Raw genomic sequence first — 15,310 nt, forward strand, 5'->3', positions numbered from 1 at the left:
GGTCCGCGCACGGGTGGCTCCTCGGCCGGCTCCGGCACGGCCACCGCCAGACCGGCGCCGATTCCGAGCGCCGGCCCCGCGACCGCGCCCGGCGCGAACGCGGCGACCACGGCACCGCGCCACGCGGGCCCCGGGGAATTCGCTCGCAGCATCGCCCACCAGACGCGGATGCCGTCGGCCGCCGCGTCGCAGAGACGCAGATACGGTGCGGCGGCGTAGCCGGCGGCGAGGATCAGGGCCGCACCGGCGGCACAGTCGAGCAGGTAATGGTTCGCGGTCCCGATCACCACGAGCGTGATCAGAACCGGATAGCCGACCCCGGCCCACCGGGTGAGCGGCGTCCGGCCGAAGCGGTACAGCATCAGCCCGCACCACAGCGCCCAGCCGACGTGCAGACTCGGCATCGCCGCGAAATCGTTGGTGAGCGAATCCAATCCGCGCGGTGTGCTGGCATCGCCCTGCCACCAGCCCACCGAGGCGTGCAGGGCCATCACATCGACGAAGCCGCGGGAGTCCTCCAGCAGGCGCGGTGGCGCCGTGGGCAAGGCGACGAAACCGATCAGTCCCGCGGCCGTCGCGATGCCCAGTTGGGTGCGAGCCGCCCGGTACTGCTCGCGATGCGCCCACCACATCCAGATCAGGATCGCGGGAGTCACGACGTAGTGCAGCGTGGCGTAGGCGAAGTCGGCCGGTATCGCGATCCAGGAATGGCCGGCGAAGATCCGGTTCAGCCACAGTTCCGGGTCCAGCCGCAGCCGGTCCTCGATGCGCAGCAGCGCGTGCGCGTCGCGGCGGGCGTGGTCGAGACCGCTGCCGACCAGCAGCCGGGCCCCGTCGTAGGCGAAATACACCACGACCACCAGCACCACTTCCCGCAACCAGCCCCCGGCTCGCGCCGGAACCTGCGCGAGCGGACCCGAGATGGTTGTTGCAGCCACGACCCGACCTCCACGACGAGGGCTGACGTACAACGTACGGTACGTCGTACGTGCATACTACAATGGCGTCGAGACCGGATTTCATCCCGACCGGAGACGTTGCCGTGACATCTGAGCCCGCCCGACGAACCCGCACCGGGGGCGGCCGCCGCCGAGTACCGCGCCATACGCTCAGCGCCGAGGCGATCGTGGACGCCGCGCTGCGCATGCTCGACGACACCGACTGCGAGGGCATCTCCATGCGTGCCCTCGCCGCCGAACTGGGCGTCGGCACGATGACGCTCTACACCTATTTCCGCAGCAAGGACGAACTGCTACAGGCCGCGCGCGACCAAGTGCTCGACAGCTTCCATCCCCCGGCCGTCTCCGGCGACTGGGCCGACCGCGTGCGGGCCTGCTGCCAGGCGCTGTACCGGTTGCTCGTGGAACGCCCGGCGGTGCTGCGGGTACTCGCGGTGAAACCCGACAGCGACGGCGATTTCGCCGATACCGCCACGGCCGCACTGGAATTGGTGCTCTCCCAGTTACGGGCGGCCGGGCTCGGCCGGCAGGAGACCGCGCGCGGATACGTGGTGCTGCTGCAGTACACCTTCGGCTCGGCGCTGCGCCACGTGTTCGCTCCGGCGCGGCGGGGCGGCGAGAACATCCCCAGCCGCCTGCAGATGCTGGATCCGGTGGCCCATCCGACGATCGCCGATCTGATGCCGGAGCTGGTGATCACCCACGGCGGCGGCGAGGAGCAATATCTGTACGGCCTGGACCTCATCCTCGACGGGTTGCGCAAGGCCGCCGCGGCGGCCCACTAGCCCTGTGCCAGGCGCAGGGCCACGTCGATGATCACCGCTTCGCGCGGGGCCGCGGCATCCCGGCGCGGTTCGTTCACCCACAGCACCGACCGGCCGGCGCCGTCGTGGCACGGCAGCGCCACGCACCGGCCCGGCGCGACCACCACGACAGCGTGCAGCCCGAGCAGATGCAGCAGCGCCAGCGGCGGGTCGGGGGCGGGCGAGGCCACCACGAAAGCCAGGCGCCGCGACCGTGGCTGCCCGAGTACGGGACCACAGACCGGCAGGGCGTCGATCACCCTGTGCCCCAAGCGATTCGGCATGGCTACCAGGCCGAATCGGCCACCGGTGACCAGATGTGGGCGGGGGCCGATCATCGTGACCAGCAGTCCGCGCTCGGCGTAGACCGCACGGATACCGTCCGGGTCGCGGACGTCGGCGAACATCATGACCGTCGCGCCACCTCACCCGTCTCTGTCGGCCCCTCAGCTCAACAGCCGCGCGATCGCCGAATCAGGGCCCAAGGTCCCCACCGCGCGGGACCTTGGTCATCGATTCCGGATTTGTAGGATTGCCGGAAAATAGCAGGAGCTGCTTCGGCAATCGGGAGGCCCGATGATCGACCGGAACCGGACGGCGACACCGGTACGCGGGCGCTGGGGAATGCTGGCGGTTTTGTGCGCGAGCCTGCTCCTCGTCGCGATGGACGCCACCGTGCTCAACGTCGCGCTGCCCTCGCTGATCGAGGATCTGCAGCCGGGAGCGGTCGCCCAGTTGTGGATCGTCGACATCTACGGTCTGGTCCTGGGTGGCCTGCTCATCACCTTCGGCGCGATCGGCGACCGGATCGGCCGCAAGCGGCTGTTCCTGACGGGATTCGCGCTGTTCGGCGTCGCTTCGATGGTCGCCGCCACCGCTCAGGTCACCGGTCAGCTCATCGGCGGGCGGGTACTTCTGGCGGTGGGTGGCGCGATGGTGATGCCCTCGACGCTCTCGCTGATCCGCAACATCTTCGACGATCCGCACGAACGCACCCGGGCCATCGCGATCTGGGCGGCCATCGCCGGGGTCGGCGCGGCGGTCGGTCCGATCGTCGGTGGCGTTCTGGTCGAACATTTCGGCTGGGCGGCGGCGTTCTGGATCAATGTGCCGGTGGTGGTGCTCACGCTGGCGGCCGGCATCGGTTTGCTGCCCGAATACCGAGCGCCCTCTACCACCGCGTTCGACTGGCCGAGTGTCCCGCTGTCGGTGCTCGGCATCGTCGGATTCGTCTGGGGCGTCAAACATCTCGCGCGCGGTGAGGACATCGTAGTGAACGTGTGCGTCCTGCTGGCCGGGCTCGCGATGCTGTTCTGGTTCGCGCGACGGCAACTGTGGCTGATCGATCCGCTGCTCGACATCCGGTTGTTCCGGCGCCCGGTCTTCCTGGCCGCGGCCCTGGCGACACTGATGGCGATGATCGCGATCGGCGCCGCCCTGTTCCTGATCTCGTTGTGGCTGCAGTACATTCACGGCTACTCCCCCGCCGAGGCCGGTATCCGGACGGCGCCCGCCGCGGCCGCGACCCTGATCGGCTCGCTGGCCACACCGGCACTGCTGCGCCGGACCGGGGTGCGCGGGGTGATGGTCACGAGTCTGCTCATCCTCGCCGCCGGATTCGCGGTGCTGGCGATCTCGCCGGAGCCCACCAGCTACGCCGTGGTGGCGCTGGTACTGGTCTGCCTGGGCATCGGCGACGGCATCGCGGTCACCGCCGCCGCGGCGGTTCTGGTTTCCTCGGTGCCGGCCGAACGCGCCGGACAGGGCGGCGCGGTCGAGGAGACCAGCTACGAATTGGGCAACGGCCTGGGAGTGGCGCTGCTCGGCAGTGTGCACGGCGCGCTGTTCACTCACTACATGAGCGACGTTCCGCTGGCCGGGGCCCAAGGCGAGACGGCTCGTGAATCGGCCGGCGGCGCGATCGCGGTGGCCGGCGATATCGGCGGCGAACTCGGGGCACGCGTGCACGAGATGGCCTCGGCTGCATTCGATTCCGCGCTCACGATCACCTCGTACGCGGCCGCCGGAGTGGTGGCGACGGTCGCGGTTCTCACCGCGATCCTGATCCCGCGGCACACCAGCGTGACACCGCGGCACTGACCCGAGTGCGCGGTCAGCCGCGCTTGCGGCGATGACGGCGATGGGTGGTGTCGCAGAGCGGATAGATTCCGGAGCGGCGGCAGGTGCACACCGCGACCACGAACCGATCGCAGCGCACCACGCGGCCGTCGTCGGTCACCAACTCCACCGGGCCCTCGACGAGCGCCGGACCGTCCTTGGTCAGCGTGACCCGGGTGCGGCGGCCCGGACCGGGTGCGGGGTCGTCATTCTCGATCGGCACGAATCACCACCAGCTCCTCTTGCCGCGCCCCCGGTTCGATGAGGCGCTGTTGCTCCAGCCAGTCCGCGCGCCGGCGCAGCACGGGCCCGAATTCGCACGTTTCGCGGACGACGATCGCGGCCTTGAGCCCCCCGTCGCGCAATTGGCGCACGGTCAGATCCGGATCGCACAGCGACGAATGCACGATCAGCGCGATTCCCTTGGTCCGCAACAACTCCGGCATCAGCCGGCACAACGGGTCCAGCAGCGCCCGGCCGTGCGGTCCGCCCTCCCAGGCCCGTGCCCGGCCGCGTGCCGGGGCCTCGGAAGGCCCCGGCACGTAGGGTGGATTGGCCAGCACCGCGTCGAACGTCCGCCGGCGCAGCACCCGGCCGAAATCGCCGTGCAACAGTTCCAGCGGTACCCCGTGCAACCTGCTGTTGAGCCACGCCGAGGCCAGCGCCCGGCGCGAGATGTCCACCGCGGTGACCGCGGACGCACCGGCGCGTCCCGCTTCGATAGCCACGGCACCGGTGCCGGTACACACGTCCACCACCTTGGATCCCTCCGGGATGGCGGCGGCCCCCAGCGCTCTGATCAGCAGTCCGGTATCGGCTGTCGGGGCGTAGACACCCGGTGCGCGGAACAGTCTCATGATTGCCGAATACCCGCCTTCCGATGATCAACCCGCGCGATCTCGCGGGATCGCCTCCGGGTCGCGCAGCGAGCTGTGCCCGGCCGACCAGCTGTCGAGCATGTGCCGGTCGATGGCGTTCTCCAGCAATGTCGTCGCCTGGATGCCGAAGACCATCGGTGCGATCAGCTCGGGCTCGCGGGCCGACAGGTCCCCGATGACGTCGCGGCGCATCACCTGCTCGTGCACCGCGTCGGCCTCCACATGTTCGGCGTAGAAGCGCACGCACGCCGGATGCGCGTCCAACCGCCGCAACGTGTCGACCATGCGGCGCGACGCGGGTGGCGAGCTGATCTCGACGCTCGCGAAGTGCCCGACCAGCTCGCCGCGGTACTGCCGGTGCAGGCCGAACAGCGACATCATGTTCACCAGCGCCAGCATCGGCGCGGGGACCGCGTCGAGATAGTGCAGGTAGGTGTTGTCGAGGCCGGCGCCGGCCAGCAGGTCGGCGAACAGCTGAGCGTGGACGTCCTCTCCGCGACCGGCGCCGAACTCGTCGTATTCGACGGCGACCAGCGCGGCCTTCGCCTGACCGCGCAACCGGGGAATCACCCACGCGTAGGGGTCGGCCTCCTTGTGGTGGTAGATCGAGCGGTGCGCGAAGTATTCGCACACCTGCCACCACTGGCCCTGCTCGTTCAGGAAATGCCCGACGCCCGCGCCCTCGACCGGCTCGACGAGCAGATCGTCGAGTTCGCCGTCGAGGTCGTCGCCGCCGGGCACATCGCGTCGCATCGCGGCCAGGAAGCGGTCCTCGAGGTGGGCGCGCATGCGCAGCAACTTCGGATCCCATTCCCACCGGGGATCGACGGAATCGAAACCGCGGTAATGCAATTCGTAGCACAGGTGCAGTGCCAGCTGCAGATCCTCGCCGTACGGATCGGCGTTCGCGGTATCGAAATCGACATGGCAGGCAGTGCCGCCGAGCAGGGCGCAGATGCCTGCGGAGAGTTCGCCGCGCGGCTGCGGTAGCGGCGGCGCGCCGGTATTCACCGTCACCGGCGCCGGGGTGGGCCGATGCCGGGACGCCGAGAGGGGGCGGTGGCCGGATGTTCGGCGCACGTCGGGGTGCGGAATCTCCATAGGCGCCGCATACCCGGTGCTCGGCGCCTCAATCGGCGGCCCGCGCCGGTTCGATCGGCGGCGCCGGCGGGCCAGGTTCGACCGCGGATCGGCGGGTATGCGCGAAACAGAGCATCCTGTCGCCCGTCGAAAGGAGCACATTGTGAACGACCCGACCGGTTCCCGAGCTCCCGGGGACGACCTCACCGCCATCGCGATCAGCTGCACCTTGAAGAAGTCGCCGGATCGATCGAGCAGCGAGCTGATCGCCGAGCAGGTCCTGCGCGAACTGTCGAACCACGGCGTCACGGGCAAGACCGTGCGCGCCGTCGACCTCGATATCCGCCCCGGCATCACCGCCGACGAAGGCGACGGCGATCAGTGGCCGCAGCTGCGCGAGCAGATCAGCGCCGCCGACATCGTGCTGGTCGCCACACCCACCTGGCTGGGCCACATGTCCTCGGTCGCTCAGCGCGTACTGGAACGCCTCGACGCCGAACTCTCGGTCACCGACGACGAGAACCGGCCCGCCATGGTGGGCAAGGTGGGCATCGCCGCCGTCGTCGGCAACGAGGACGGCGCGCACAAGATCTGCGCCGATACGTTCCAGGCGCTCAACGACATCGGCTTCACCGTGCCGGCCCAGGGCTGCACCTACTGGAACGGCGAGGCGATGAGCGGCGTCGACTATCTGGACCTGGACAACACTCCCGAGGCCGTCGCGACGACCACCGCGGGTATGGCGCGCAATGCCGCGCATCTGGCGCGGACCCTGAAGGCCGCGCCCTACCCGGCCTATCCGTCGTCCTAGCGCCGGCCACCGCGCGGCCGATCATCATCGTTCGAGGAGTCGACATGTACACCGACAACGCCGGACCGCGACTGCGTGCCGGCGAACCTCCGATTCCGGAACCGGTTCCGCCGCAGCCGATTCCGGATCCCACGCCCGAACATCCGATCCCGGACCCGGATCCGCGCCCGCCGATTCCGGAACCCGATCCCGTTCCGGGCCGCCCGCCCGAACCGGGCCGGCCGATTCCGGGCCCGAGCCCCGATCCGATTCCCGGTCATCCGCCGCCCGATCCCGGTCGGCCGGTCCCGCCGGAACCGACCCCCGAGCCGCCTCCGGATCCCGGTCGGCCCATCCCCGGACCCGCACCTGATCCCGGCCCGGATGTACCCGGTCGCGACCCCCGGCCCCCGGTTCCGCCGGCCGGTGTTTCGCCCGCTGCCGGCCGGGCACCCGCCGGACATGACATCCGATGAGCAGACCCCTGGAACGCATCCGCAGGTCACCGCCGAGGATCTGCGGATGCTGCTGGACGCGGGCAGCCCCGGCACCCGCCTGGTGTTGTCGGAGGGCCGGGTGCGGCTCGCCACCGACAGCGGCGAGGACGGATTGGAGTTGATCCGGCGTCCCGAACTGGCCGACCGCATCGGCAACCACCCCGACCAGCACGAACTGGCCGAACAGGCCGAACTACTCAACACGTTGATCCGCCTGCAGGGCGCCTGAGCGCCCGCGAGCCCGAGAAGGAGACGAGATGAGCCGACCCGACCGAGAGCCCGCCGTCCTGGTGGTGACCTCGCAGACCGGTGTGGAACGCGACGAGCTACTGGAGCCGCTGAAGCAGTTGCGCGACAACGGTATTCGCGTCACCCACGCCGCCCCGTCCACCGACGCGGTGCAGACCTTCGTCCACGACACCGAGGCCGACACCACCGTCGACCCCGACACCGATCTGGCCTCGGTGTCGGTGAGTGATTTCGACGCGCTGGTGGTGCCCGGCGGCACCGTCAACGCCGACAAGTTGCGCACCACGAAGGAGGCCGTCGACCTGGCGCGCGGTTTCGCCGACGCCGGAAAGACGATCGCCGCGATCTGTCACGGCCCGTGGCTGCTGGTGGAGGCCGATCTGATCCGCGGCAAGACCATGACCTCGTATCCGTCGCTGCAGACCGATGTGCGCAACGCGGGCGCTCAGTGGGTCGACGAACAGGTGGTCCGGACGCAGGACGGCTGGACGCTGATCACCTCCCGCAATCCGCGCGATCTGGACGCGTTCTGTTCCGCGATCGAGACCGAAGTGGGCGCGAAGTGACGAAGGAAAGGTGACGGCGCGGTCATGGTAAAGGCCCCGGGCGCAGCGGAATTCGTGCCGGACACCACCGATCTCGCGCGACTTCGCGAGGCCGCCTGCGGATGTCACGGCTGCGATCTGTACAAGCATGCGAACCGGACCGTCTTCGGGGAGGGCCCGCCGCACGCCCCGATGGTGATGATCGGCGAGCAACCCGGCGACCGTGAGGATCTGGCCGGACATCCCTTCGTCGGCCCCGCCGGAGCCCTGCTGAACCGCGCCCTCGCCGATGCCGGAATCGACCGCGACACCGTCTATCTCACGAACGCGGTGAAACATTTCAAATTCACCGAGCGCGGTAAGCGCCGCATCCATCAGAAGCCCGGGCGCACCGAGATCGTCGCGTGTACGCCCTGGCTGACCGCCGAACTCGACGCGATCCGACCACAGCTGGTGGTCTGCCTGGGCGCGGTGGCGGCGCAGGCGGTCTTCGGCCCCGACTTCCGGATCACCCGCGACCGCGGGCGGCTGATCGCGCACGACGATCTCCGTGCGCTGGCCACCATCCATCCGGCCGCCGCGCTGCGGGCTCCCGATCGTGCCGAGGCCTACGACGGTCTGGTCGCCGACCTCACCGAGGCGGCCACCGCACTGTGACACGAGACGGCCGCCGCCGGATGTCCGGCGGCGGCCGTTGCCGCCGGAGACGGTCAGCCGAGGTGCGTCAGCTCAGCTTCAAGGAGCGGCCGATGATTTCCTTCATGATCTCCGTGGTGCCGCCGTAGATGGTCTGCACGCGCGCGTCCATGTACGCCTTGGCGATCGGGTATTCGCGCATGTAGCCGTAACCGCCGTGCAGCTGCAGGCATTTGGTGATCAGGTCGAGCTGTTCCTCGGTGCTCCACCACTTGGCCATCGCGGCATCCTCGGCCGAGAGGGTGCCGGCGTTGAGGGCCTCGATGAAGCGGTCGACCAGCACGCGCACCGCGGTGGTCTTGGTGGCCAGCTCGGCCAGCACGAAGCGCGTGTTCTGCTGGGCGCCGATCGGTTTGCCGAAGGCCTTGCGGTCGCGCACGTACTGGATGGTGGTCTCCAGGCAGCCTTCCATCGCGGCGGCGGCCATCACAGCGATCGACATCCGCTCCTGCGGCAGGTTCTGCATCAGGTGGATGAAGCCCATGCCCTCGGTGCCGAGCAGGTTCTTGCCGGGAACCCGCACGTCGGTGAAGCTGAGCTCGGCGGTGTCCTGCGCCTTGAGACCGATCTTGTCCAGGTTGCGGCCGCGCTCGAAGCCGGGCATGCCGCGCTCGACGACGAGCAGCGAGAAGCCCATCGCCCCCTTCTCGGGATCGGTCTGCGCGACCACGATCACGATGTCGGAGTTGATGCCGTTGGTGATGAAGGTCTTGGCGCCGTTGAGGACCCAGTCGTCGCCGTCCTTGACCGCGCGGGTCTTGATGCCCTGCAGGTCCGAACCGGTGCCCGGCTCGGTCATGGCGATGGCGGTGATGATCTCACCGGAGCAGAACCCGGGCAGCCAGCGCTGCTTCTGCTCGTCGTTGGCCAGTTCCAGCAGGTACGGCGCGATCACGTCGTTGTGCAGCGAGAAGCCCAGCCCCGAGTACTGGCCCTTGGTGGTCTCCTCGGTGATCACGGCGTTGTAGCGGAAATCCTTCACGCCGCCGCCGCCGAACTCCTCGGGCACCGCCATGCCGAGGAACCCCTGCTTACCGGCCTCGAGCCAGAGCTGCCGATCCACGACCCCGGACTGCTCCCACTCGGCATGGTGCGGCGCGACATGCTGATCCAGAAATTTACGGTAGGACTCCCGGAACAGATCGTGTTCGGGCTCGAAAAGGGTGCGCTCCACGCCAACCTCCTAGTGACCACATCGGCAACTCGCCTGCCACATACGGTACCCGGAAGGGGAATCGCGGTTCACTTCAGATCCGAAAAAAGTCGCTTACCTGTGCGAAAAGCTTCGGAGGGCGGTCTCTGCGCACCCTGAACGCGGGTAAACCTCTAGAGCCCCACGGCGCCGCGAACCCGGCCCCAGAGCGTGCGGCCGCGGTCACGATCGCGCTCGGCCAGCAGGGCGGTGATCTCCTCCTCCAGCGCCTTGTGCACCACCTGCTGCAATTCCGCGGCGGCGGCGTCCAGATCGGTGGCGTCCTGCCACGGCGTGGTCTCGATGGGCGTACCGATCGAGTAGTAGAACCGTTCGGGCCGCGGCACCACGGTGGGGCCGATGCCGCGCATGAGCGGCGGGGTGAGGTTGCCGCGGATACCGAGCGCCTCGACGGTCCAGCGCAGCGGGCTCATCACCGGATGATCGCCGTCGAAGACCACGTCGAACACGTCGTCGGCGCCGATCATCGCGGTCGGCAGGATCGGCGCGCCGGCCTCGATCGCCATCCGCGCGAAGCCGGTGCGGCCCTCCCACTTCAGGTGGTACTTCTCACCCTTGCGACGCATCGCCTCGCGGCCGCCGCCCGGAAAGACGATGACCGCCTCACCGTTGTCGAGCAGGGTGCGGCAGTTGTCGCGCGAACCGCGCACGCTGCCGATCCGGTGCACGAGCTCGCGCACCGGCGGGACCCGCATCAGCACGTTCTCCGCGAGGCCACGCACCACCCGTCCGGTGCGGTGGTAGATCTCGTGCACCAGCAGCGGCGCGTCCACGCCGCCGAGCAGCGTGTGGTTGCCGACGAGCATGACCGGGCCCGTCTCGGGAATGTTGTCCAGGCCGTGGAAGACCGGGCTGTTCCACAGCCGCACCGGCGTGGACAGCGCGTCGAAAATCCGAAGATCGATGGCGGGCACCGTCATTCGCAACGGCGCGCCGTCACTGAGCTGCCGTACGGACTCCACCGGCGAGCGCTCGGCGGTGGAGTCGTCGGGCATGACATCGACAGGCGTGGACTCGGTCCCGGACATTTGCACCCTCCCTGCAGCCGTTCGGTGAAAGACGCGATTCTACCGAAAACGACTGTGGCACACAGACTACGAAAGCTTCAGTGCGAAGGCCCCGCTGCTTCCGCACTGCCGATGGTGCCCGCGTGCGCATACTGCGACAGAGTCGGCGCGAGCGCCCGGGGAACCCGGGCCCGCACCCGCGTGCCACCCTCCTCGTGCGAGGAGCTGATGATGCGGCCGTCGGAGTGGATGCGCGCGAGCAGATCACCACGAGTGTACGGGAGCAGCACACTCACCTCGACATCGAGCCCGCCGAGGATCTCGGCCAGCCGTTCGCGCAACTGGTCGATTCCACGTCCGGTGCGGGCCGAGACGAACACCGCCCCGGGCAACTGGGCACGCAGATGCGCCAGCTGCGTCGCGTCCAGCGCGTCGATCTTGTTCACCACCAGCAACTCCGGCGGTCCGGAGCCCTCGCCCTGCTCACGCAGTACATCGGTGATCACCTCACGCACGGCCTTGATCTGCTGATCGGGCAGCGCGTCGGAACCGTCGACCACGTGCAACAGCAGATCGGCGCCGGTGACCTCCTCGAGAGTGGAGCGGAACGCCTCCACCAGCTGCGTCGGCAGATGCCGGACGAATCCGACGGTGTCGGTGAAGACGACCTCGCGGCCGTCGTCGAGCGCCGCGCGCCGGGTGGTGGGATCCAAGGTGGCGAACAGGGCGTCCTGCACCAGGATGCCCGCACCGGTCAGGGCGTTCATCAGGCTGGATTTTCCGGCGTTGGTGTAGCCGACGATCGCGACCGCCGGAATGCCGCTGGAGGTGCGCCGCGACCGTTTGGTGTCGCGTGCGGTCTTCATCTCCTTGATCTCGCGGCGCAGTTTGGCCATACGCTCGCGGATCCGACGGCGATCGGTTTCGATCTTGGTCTCACCGGGGCCGCGGGTACCCACACCGCCGCCCGCTCCACCGGCGCGGCCACCGGCCTGCCGTGACATCGATTCACCCCAGCCGCGCAGTCGCGGCAGCATGTACTCCATCTGTGCCAGCGATACCTGCGCCTTGCCCTCGCGGGAGGTGGCGTGCTGGGCGAAGATGTCCAGAATCAGCGCGGTGCGGTCGATGACCTTCACCTTGACGACCTTCTCCAGCGCGTTCAGCTGCGCGGGAGTCAGCTCACCGTCGCAGATCACCGTGTCGGCGCCGGTTTCGAGTACCACCGAGCGCAGTTCGTCGGCCTTACCCGAGCCGATGTAGGTGGCGGGATCGGGCTTGTCGCGGCGCTGGATCAGCGCGTCGAGCACCTGGGAGCCGGCGGTTTCGGCGAGCGCGGCCAGTTCGGCCATGCTGGCGTCGGCCTGCGCGGCGCTGCCCTCGGTCCAGACACCGACCAGCACGACCCGCTCGAGTCGCAGCTGCCGGTACTCGACCTCGGTGATGTCGGTGAGTTCGGTCGAGAGCCCGGCGACACGACGCAAGGCGCTGCGTTCGTCGAGTTGCAGCTCACCGACCGTGGGCTCGGCGGCCCAGCCGTTGCCGGAGTAACCGCCGCCTTCGGTCTCGTCGGCGTCGTAATCGGTCACGCCGGTATCGGCGTCGTCATCGCCGATGCTGTAGTCCTGGTCCGCGTAGTCCGTGTCCGAGTCGAGTTGCTCGATCGGGGTGAACTCGTACGTTTGTGATTTCCTCATACACCTCCATGGTCCCACGCCACAACCACCCGGCGCACTCGGATATTTCCGGCCCCGGCCGGGAACGGCCCGGTACGGCGCAGCTCACACGGATTCAGGCGCCGGCCCACCACTCACCGGCGAGGTGTCCGGAACCGACCAGCACCGAGGGGCCACGCAACCACGCCTGCCCGTGATCGATGCCCACGGTGACCGCGCCGCCGGGCACCCGGACCCGCACCTGCGCGGACTCCGTCGCCGGATCGATCCCCGCACGCGTGAGCGCCGCGGCGGCCGCGGCGACCGTGCCGGTGCCGCAGGAGCGGGTTTCGCCGACGCCCCGTTCGTAGACCCGCATATGCACCGCGCCGTCCTCGGCGAGCGCGGTCAGGATCTCCACGTTCACGCCCTGCGGGAACAGCTCCGGATCGAATCCGGGCGGCACGGTGAGGTCGAGTGCGGCCAGACCGTCGGCGGTGAGCTCCGGATCGACACAGGCCAGATGCGGATTGCCGACGTCGACCCCGACCCCGGGCAGCGCGCTGCCGGCGACCGTGGCGGTGGATTCGCCGAGCATCCGCACCCGGCCCATACCGACGGTCACCTCGCCGAGTACCTCGTCGAAAGAGTGCACGACCACCGAACGCGCACCCGCACGGGTGCCGACCACGAATTCGGTCTCCCGCTGCAACCCGGTCGCGAGCAGGTAGTGGGCGAAGACCCGGACGCCGTTGCCGCACATCTCCGCGATCGACCCGTCGGCGTTGCGGTAGTCCATGAACCAGTCCGTCGCGGCCACATCGTCGGGCAGTCCGGCCAGCTCGCCCCGCTCCACCAGTGCCCCCGCCCGGGCGACGCGCAACACACCGTCGGCGCCGATGCCCTGGCGCCGGTCACACAGCACGGCGACGGTCTCGGGCGCCAGGCGCAGGCGCGCGTCGGAGTCCGGCAGCACCACGAAATCGTTCTGGGTCCCGTGGCCCTTGCTGAACTCGATATCGGCCGCGCCGGACACCCGCTGCTGCTCGCTCATCGACGTCGATCCTCCACCTGTCCCGCACTATTCGCCGGCCGCGCCGGCGTTCACCCTCGATACCGACACCCGGCGCTGCCGGGATATTTCGTACAGCACGACCGACACGGCGCAGGGGGTGACCGGCATCGCACCCGCCGGAATCCGCACCATCCCGTCGCATGCGTCGCGCCACCGCGCGTCCAGCTCGCCGTCGTCGGCGAACACCATGATCGTCGCATCCGCGAAGGTGTGTGCGTCGACCGGCCGGTCACCGGGTCCGGCCCCGACACCGACCAGCCGGGCCGGGACTTTCGCACCCGCCCGCAATTCGGCCACGGCCGCCGGCCCGGACACCCGCACCACGGGCACCGCGAACAGCGCTCCGGCCGAGGCGCGTACACACCGCGGGTCGTATTCGTCCGCGCCCGATCCGCTGATCACGACCGCTGCGGCGCCGAAGGCGTGCGCGGTGCGCAGCACGCTGCCCAGCCGTAGCGCGGAGGACGGGCGATCGATCACGACCACCGGATGTGCCGGATCGAGCCGGACCTCCGACCCGTCCCGGCTGCGGGTGTGCGCCAGGGCCACCAGTTCCGGTGTGCCACTATCGGGTTCGGCGAGTTCGTCGAGGGCGTCGCCGACCAGTCCGATCGCCGGCACCGCGTCGTCGTCGAGCACCTCGCGAGCCCACGGCGGCAGCGGGGCGCCGAGGCGGTACAGCACCGCTTCCAGCGGCCACCCGTTCGCCACGGCCGCGGTGATCGGTTCCCGGCCGTGCACGAGAAAGCGGCCGTCGCTGCGGCGCCGGGCGCGGTTGCCGAGATAGGCGCGCCACTCCCCCACGGAGGCGTTGCGGGTGGTCGATGGGCGGGTCACTGCCGAATCGATTCCTGTTCGTCGAGCACATGGGCCAGTACCGAATCCGCCAGCCGCGGATCGGCGCCGTCGACCCAGTGCACGCGCGGGTCACGGCGGAACCACGAGCGTTGCCGGCGCACGTAGCGGCGGGTGCCGATCAGCGTGCGCTCACGCGCATGACTCAGGTCGTATTCGTTGTCGAGATGAGCCAGGACTTGTGCGTATCCGATCGCCCGGCGTGCGGTCAGCCCCGAGCGCAGGCCGCGGCCGATCAGTTCCCGCACCTCGTCGACGAGCCCCTGCGCGAACATGGTCTCGGTGCGAGTCTCGATGCGCGCGTCGAGTTCGGCGGTCTCACGGTCGACGCCGATGATCGTGGTATTCCAGCGGGGCGTGCCGCGTTGCGGCTGCGAGGCGGCGAACGGGCGGCCGGTGAGTTCGACCACCTCGAGCGCGCGCACGATCCGCCGTCCGTCGGTGGGCAGAATGGTCTGCGCCGCAACGGGATCGGCCGTCCGCAAGGCGGCGTGGACGGCCGCGACACCCTCGCGTTCGAGAACCCCCTCCCACTTCTCGCGGACGCGGATGTCGGTGGCCGGGAATTCCCATTCGTCGAGCAGTGCCTGGACGTACATCATCGAACCGCCCACGATGACCGGCACCCGGCCGCGCGCGCGGATGTCCTCGACGTCGGCGGAGGCCGCGGCCTGATAGGCGGCGACGGTGGCCGTTTCGGTCACCTCCAGCACGTCGAGCTGGTGGTGCGGGATGCCGCGGCGCTGCCGCGGCGGCAGTTTGGCGGTGCCGATATCCATGCCGCGATACAGCTGCATGGCGTCGATGTTGACGATCTCACCGTCGAGGCGACTCGCCAATTCCAGTGCCAGATCGGACTTTCCGGTCGCGGTCGGGCCGATGACGGCGAT

At 69.5% G+C, this 15,310-nt stretch carries 17 protein-coding genes; 6 read left to right on the forward strand and 11 right to left on the reverse strand.

The features are described 5' to 3' along the window. Positions 1 to 938: phosphatase PAP2 family protein (locus ON23_RS17485; RefSeq protein WP_167331866.1), on the reverse strand; the 938-nt coding region annotated here is incomplete at its 3' end. Positions 939 to 1,042: 104 nt separating this feature from the next. Between ON23_RS17485 and ON23_RS17490 the strand changes: the two genes are divergently transcribed. Then, positions 1,043 to 1,744 (forward strand): TetR/AcrR family transcriptional regulator, encoded by a 702-nt coding sequence (locus ON23_RS17490; protein ID WP_167331867.1) that lies wholly within the window; start codon positions 1,043 to 1,045, stop codon positions 1,742 to 1,744. On the opposite strand, the gene ON23_RS17495 is transcribed toward ON23_RS17490, so the two are convergent. Continuing rightward, the gene (locus ON23_RS17495; RefSeq protein ID WP_039779468.1) at positions 1,741 to 2,172 is read right to left on the reverse strand and encodes a hypothetical protein; all 432 of its coding nucleotides are present in this window, start codon (positions 2,170 to 2,172) and stop codon (positions 1,741 to 1,743) included. The genes ON23_RS17490 and ON23_RS17495 overlap by 4 nt on opposite strands. A 166-nt stretch (positions 2,173 to 2,338) precedes the next feature. Here ON23_RS17495 and ON23_RS17500 point away from each other — a divergent pair, with 166 nt between their 5' ends. Further along, on the forward strand, positions 2,339 to 3,862 hold the full coding sequence (locus ON23_RS17500; RefSeq protein ID WP_051042809.1) for an MFS transporter: 1,524 nt from the start codon (positions 2,339 to 2,341) through the stop codon (positions 3,860 to 3,862). Positions 3,863 to 3,875: 13 nt separating this feature from the next. Here the strand turns inward: ON23_RS17500 and ON23_RS17505 are convergent, their stop codons facing one another. Genes ON23_RS17505 through ON23_RS17515 form a run of 3 tightly spaced genes read right to left on the reverse strand, consistent with a single transcriptional unit; the run spans position 3,876 to position 5,859 of the window. After that, the gene (locus ON23_RS17505) at positions 3,876 to 4,103 is read right to left on the reverse strand and encodes a CDGSH iron-sulfur domain-containing protein (protein ID WP_039779469.1); all 228 of its coding nucleotides are present in this window, start codon (positions 4,101 to 4,103) and stop codon (positions 3,876 to 3,878) included. Continuing rightward, positions 4,087 to 4,737: a HemK2/MTQ2 family protein methyltransferase gene (locus ON23_RS17510; RefSeq protein WP_039779471.1), complete on the reverse strand. Its 651-nt coding sequence runs from the start codon at positions 4,735 to 4,737 to the stop codon at positions 4,087 to 4,089. The genes ON23_RS17505 and ON23_RS17510 overlap by 17 nt, the downstream gene beginning before the upstream one ends. Before the next feature lie 27 nt (positions 4,738 to 4,764). Further along, complete coding sequence (locus ON23_RS17515) at positions 4,765 to 5,859, reverse strand: iron-containing redox enzyme family protein (protein WP_083904044.1); 1,095 nt, start codon at positions 5,857 to 5,859, stop codon at positions 4,765 to 4,767. 142 nt (positions 5,860 to 6,001) lie between these two features. On the opposite strand from ON23_RS17515, the gene ON23_RS17520 reads away from it, so the two are divergent. The 4 genes from ON23_RS17520 to ON23_RS17540 all read left to right on the forward strand — a co-directional run bounded on the left by ON23_RS17520 (position 6,002) and on the right by ON23_RS17540 (position 8,576). Continuing rightward, complete coding sequence (locus ON23_RS17520; RefSeq protein WP_051042810.1) at positions 6,002 to 6,649, forward strand: flavodoxin family protein; 648 nt, start codon at positions 6,002 to 6,004, stop codon at positions 6,647 to 6,649. Positions 6,650 to 7,090: 441 nt separating this feature from the next. Then, positions 7,091 to 7,354, forward strand: a complete 264-nt coding sequence (locus tag ON23_RS17530; protein ID WP_036503210.1) for a hypothetical protein — start codon at positions 7,091 to 7,093, stop codon at positions 7,352 to 7,354. A gap of 28 nt (positions 7,355 to 7,382) precedes the next feature. Beyond that, positions 7,383 to 7,940, forward strand: coding sequence for a type 1 glutamine amidotransferase domain-containing protein (locus ON23_RS17535; RefSeq protein WP_039779472.1), 558 nt, complete (start codon positions 7,383 to 7,385; stop codon positions 7,938 to 7,940). 24 nt (positions 7,941 to 7,964) lie between these two features. Further along, on the forward strand, positions 7,965 to 8,576 hold the full coding sequence (locus tag ON23_RS17540) for a UdgX family uracil-DNA binding protein (protein ID WP_039779474.1): 612 nt from the start codon (positions 7,965 to 7,967) through the stop codon (positions 8,574 to 8,576). A gap of 67 nt (positions 8,577 to 8,643) precedes the next feature. On the opposite strand, the gene ON23_RS17545 is transcribed toward ON23_RS17540, so the two are convergent. The 6 genes from ON23_RS17545 to miaA all read right to left on the reverse strand — a co-directional run. After that, positions 8,644 to 9,789 (reverse strand): acyl-CoA dehydrogenase family protein, encoded by a 1,146-nt coding sequence (locus tag ON23_RS17545; protein ID WP_039779477.1) that lies wholly within the window; start codon positions 9,787 to 9,789, stop codon positions 8,644 to 8,646. 152 nt (positions 9,790 to 9,941) lie between these two features. Beyond that, complete coding sequence (locus tag ON23_RS17550; RefSeq protein ID WP_223273224.1) at positions 9,942 to 10,856, reverse strand: lysophospholipid acyltransferase family protein; 915 nt, start codon at positions 10,854 to 10,856, stop codon at positions 9,942 to 9,944. A gap of 77 nt (positions 10,857 to 10,933) precedes the next feature. Continuing rightward, positions 10,934 to 12,532, reverse strand: coding sequence for a GTPase HflX (gene hflX / locus ON23_RS17555; protein WP_039779478.1), 1,599 nt, complete (start codon positions 12,530 to 12,532; stop codon positions 10,934 to 10,936). A 94-nt stretch (positions 12,533 to 12,626) separates the two neighbouring features. Then, entirely contained in the window at positions 12,627 to 13,544 is a 918-nt protein-coding gene (dapF, locus tag ON23_RS17560) for a diaminopimelate epimerase (protein WP_174376495.1), read from the reverse strand. Between the two features lie 27 nt (positions 13,545 to 13,571). Then, positions 13,572 to 14,402: a TrmH family RNA methyltransferase gene (locus ON23_RS17565; protein ID WP_051042811.1), complete on the reverse strand. Its 831-nt coding sequence runs from the start codon at positions 14,400 to 14,402 to the stop codon at positions 13,572 to 13,574. Then, positions 14,399 to 15,310, reverse strand: a 912-nt coding sequence (gene miaA / locus ON23_RS17570; protein WP_051042812.1) for a tRNA (adenosine(37)-N6)-dimethylallyltransferase MiaA, incomplete at its 5' end; no start/stop codon positions are given. The genes miaA and ON23_RS17565, both read right to left, overlap by 4 nt.

It is taken from the genome of Nocardia cerradoensis NBRC 101014, assembly GCF_000308535.1.
GTDB lineage: Bacteria > Actinomycetota > Actinomycetes > Mycobacteriales > Mycobacteriaceae > Nocardia > Nocardia cerradoensis.

Excerpts from the sequence above, each read along its gene's own strand:
- ON23_RS17535 (WP_039779472.1), top strand. The coding sequence starts at position 7,383 with ATGAGCCGACCCGACCGAGAGCCCGCCGTCCTGGTGGTGACCTCGCAG.
- ON23_RS17550 (WP_223273224.1), bottom strand. The coding sequence starts at position 10,856 with ATGTCCGGGACCGAGTCCACGCCTGTCGATGTCATGCCCGACGACTCC.
- dapF (WP_174376495.1), bottom strand. The coding sequence starts at position 13,544 with ATGAGCGAGCAGCAGCGGGTGTCCGGCGCGGCCGATATCGAGTTCAGC.
- ON23_RS17515 (WP_083904044.1), bottom strand. The coding sequence starts at position 5,859 with ATGGAGATTCCGCACCCCGACGTGCGCCGAACATCCGGCCACCGCCCC.
- ON23_RS17510 (WP_039779471.1), bottom strand. The coding sequence starts at position 4,737 with ATGAGACTGTTCCGCGCACCGGGTGTCTACGCCCCGACAGCCGATACC.
- ON23_RS17540 (WP_039779474.1), top strand. The coding sequence starts at position 7,965 with ATGGTAAAGGCCCCGGGCGCAGCGGAATTCGTGCCGGACACCACCGAT.
- hflX (WP_039779478.1), bottom strand. The coding sequence starts at position 12,532 with ATGAGGAAATCACAAACGTACGAGTTCACCCCGATCGAGCAACTCGAC.
- ON23_RS17530 (WP_036503210.1), top strand. The coding sequence starts at position 7,091 with ATGACATCCGATGAGCAGACCCCTGGAACGCATCCGCAGGTCACCGCC.
- ON23_RS17500 (WP_051042809.1), top strand. The coding sequence starts at position 2,339 with ATGATCGACCGGAACCGGACGGCGACACCGGTACGCGGGCGCTGGGGA.
- ON23_RS17495 (WP_039779468.1), bottom strand. The coding sequence starts at position 2,172 with ATGATGTTCGCCGACGTCCGCGACCCGGACGGTATCCGTGCGGTCTAC.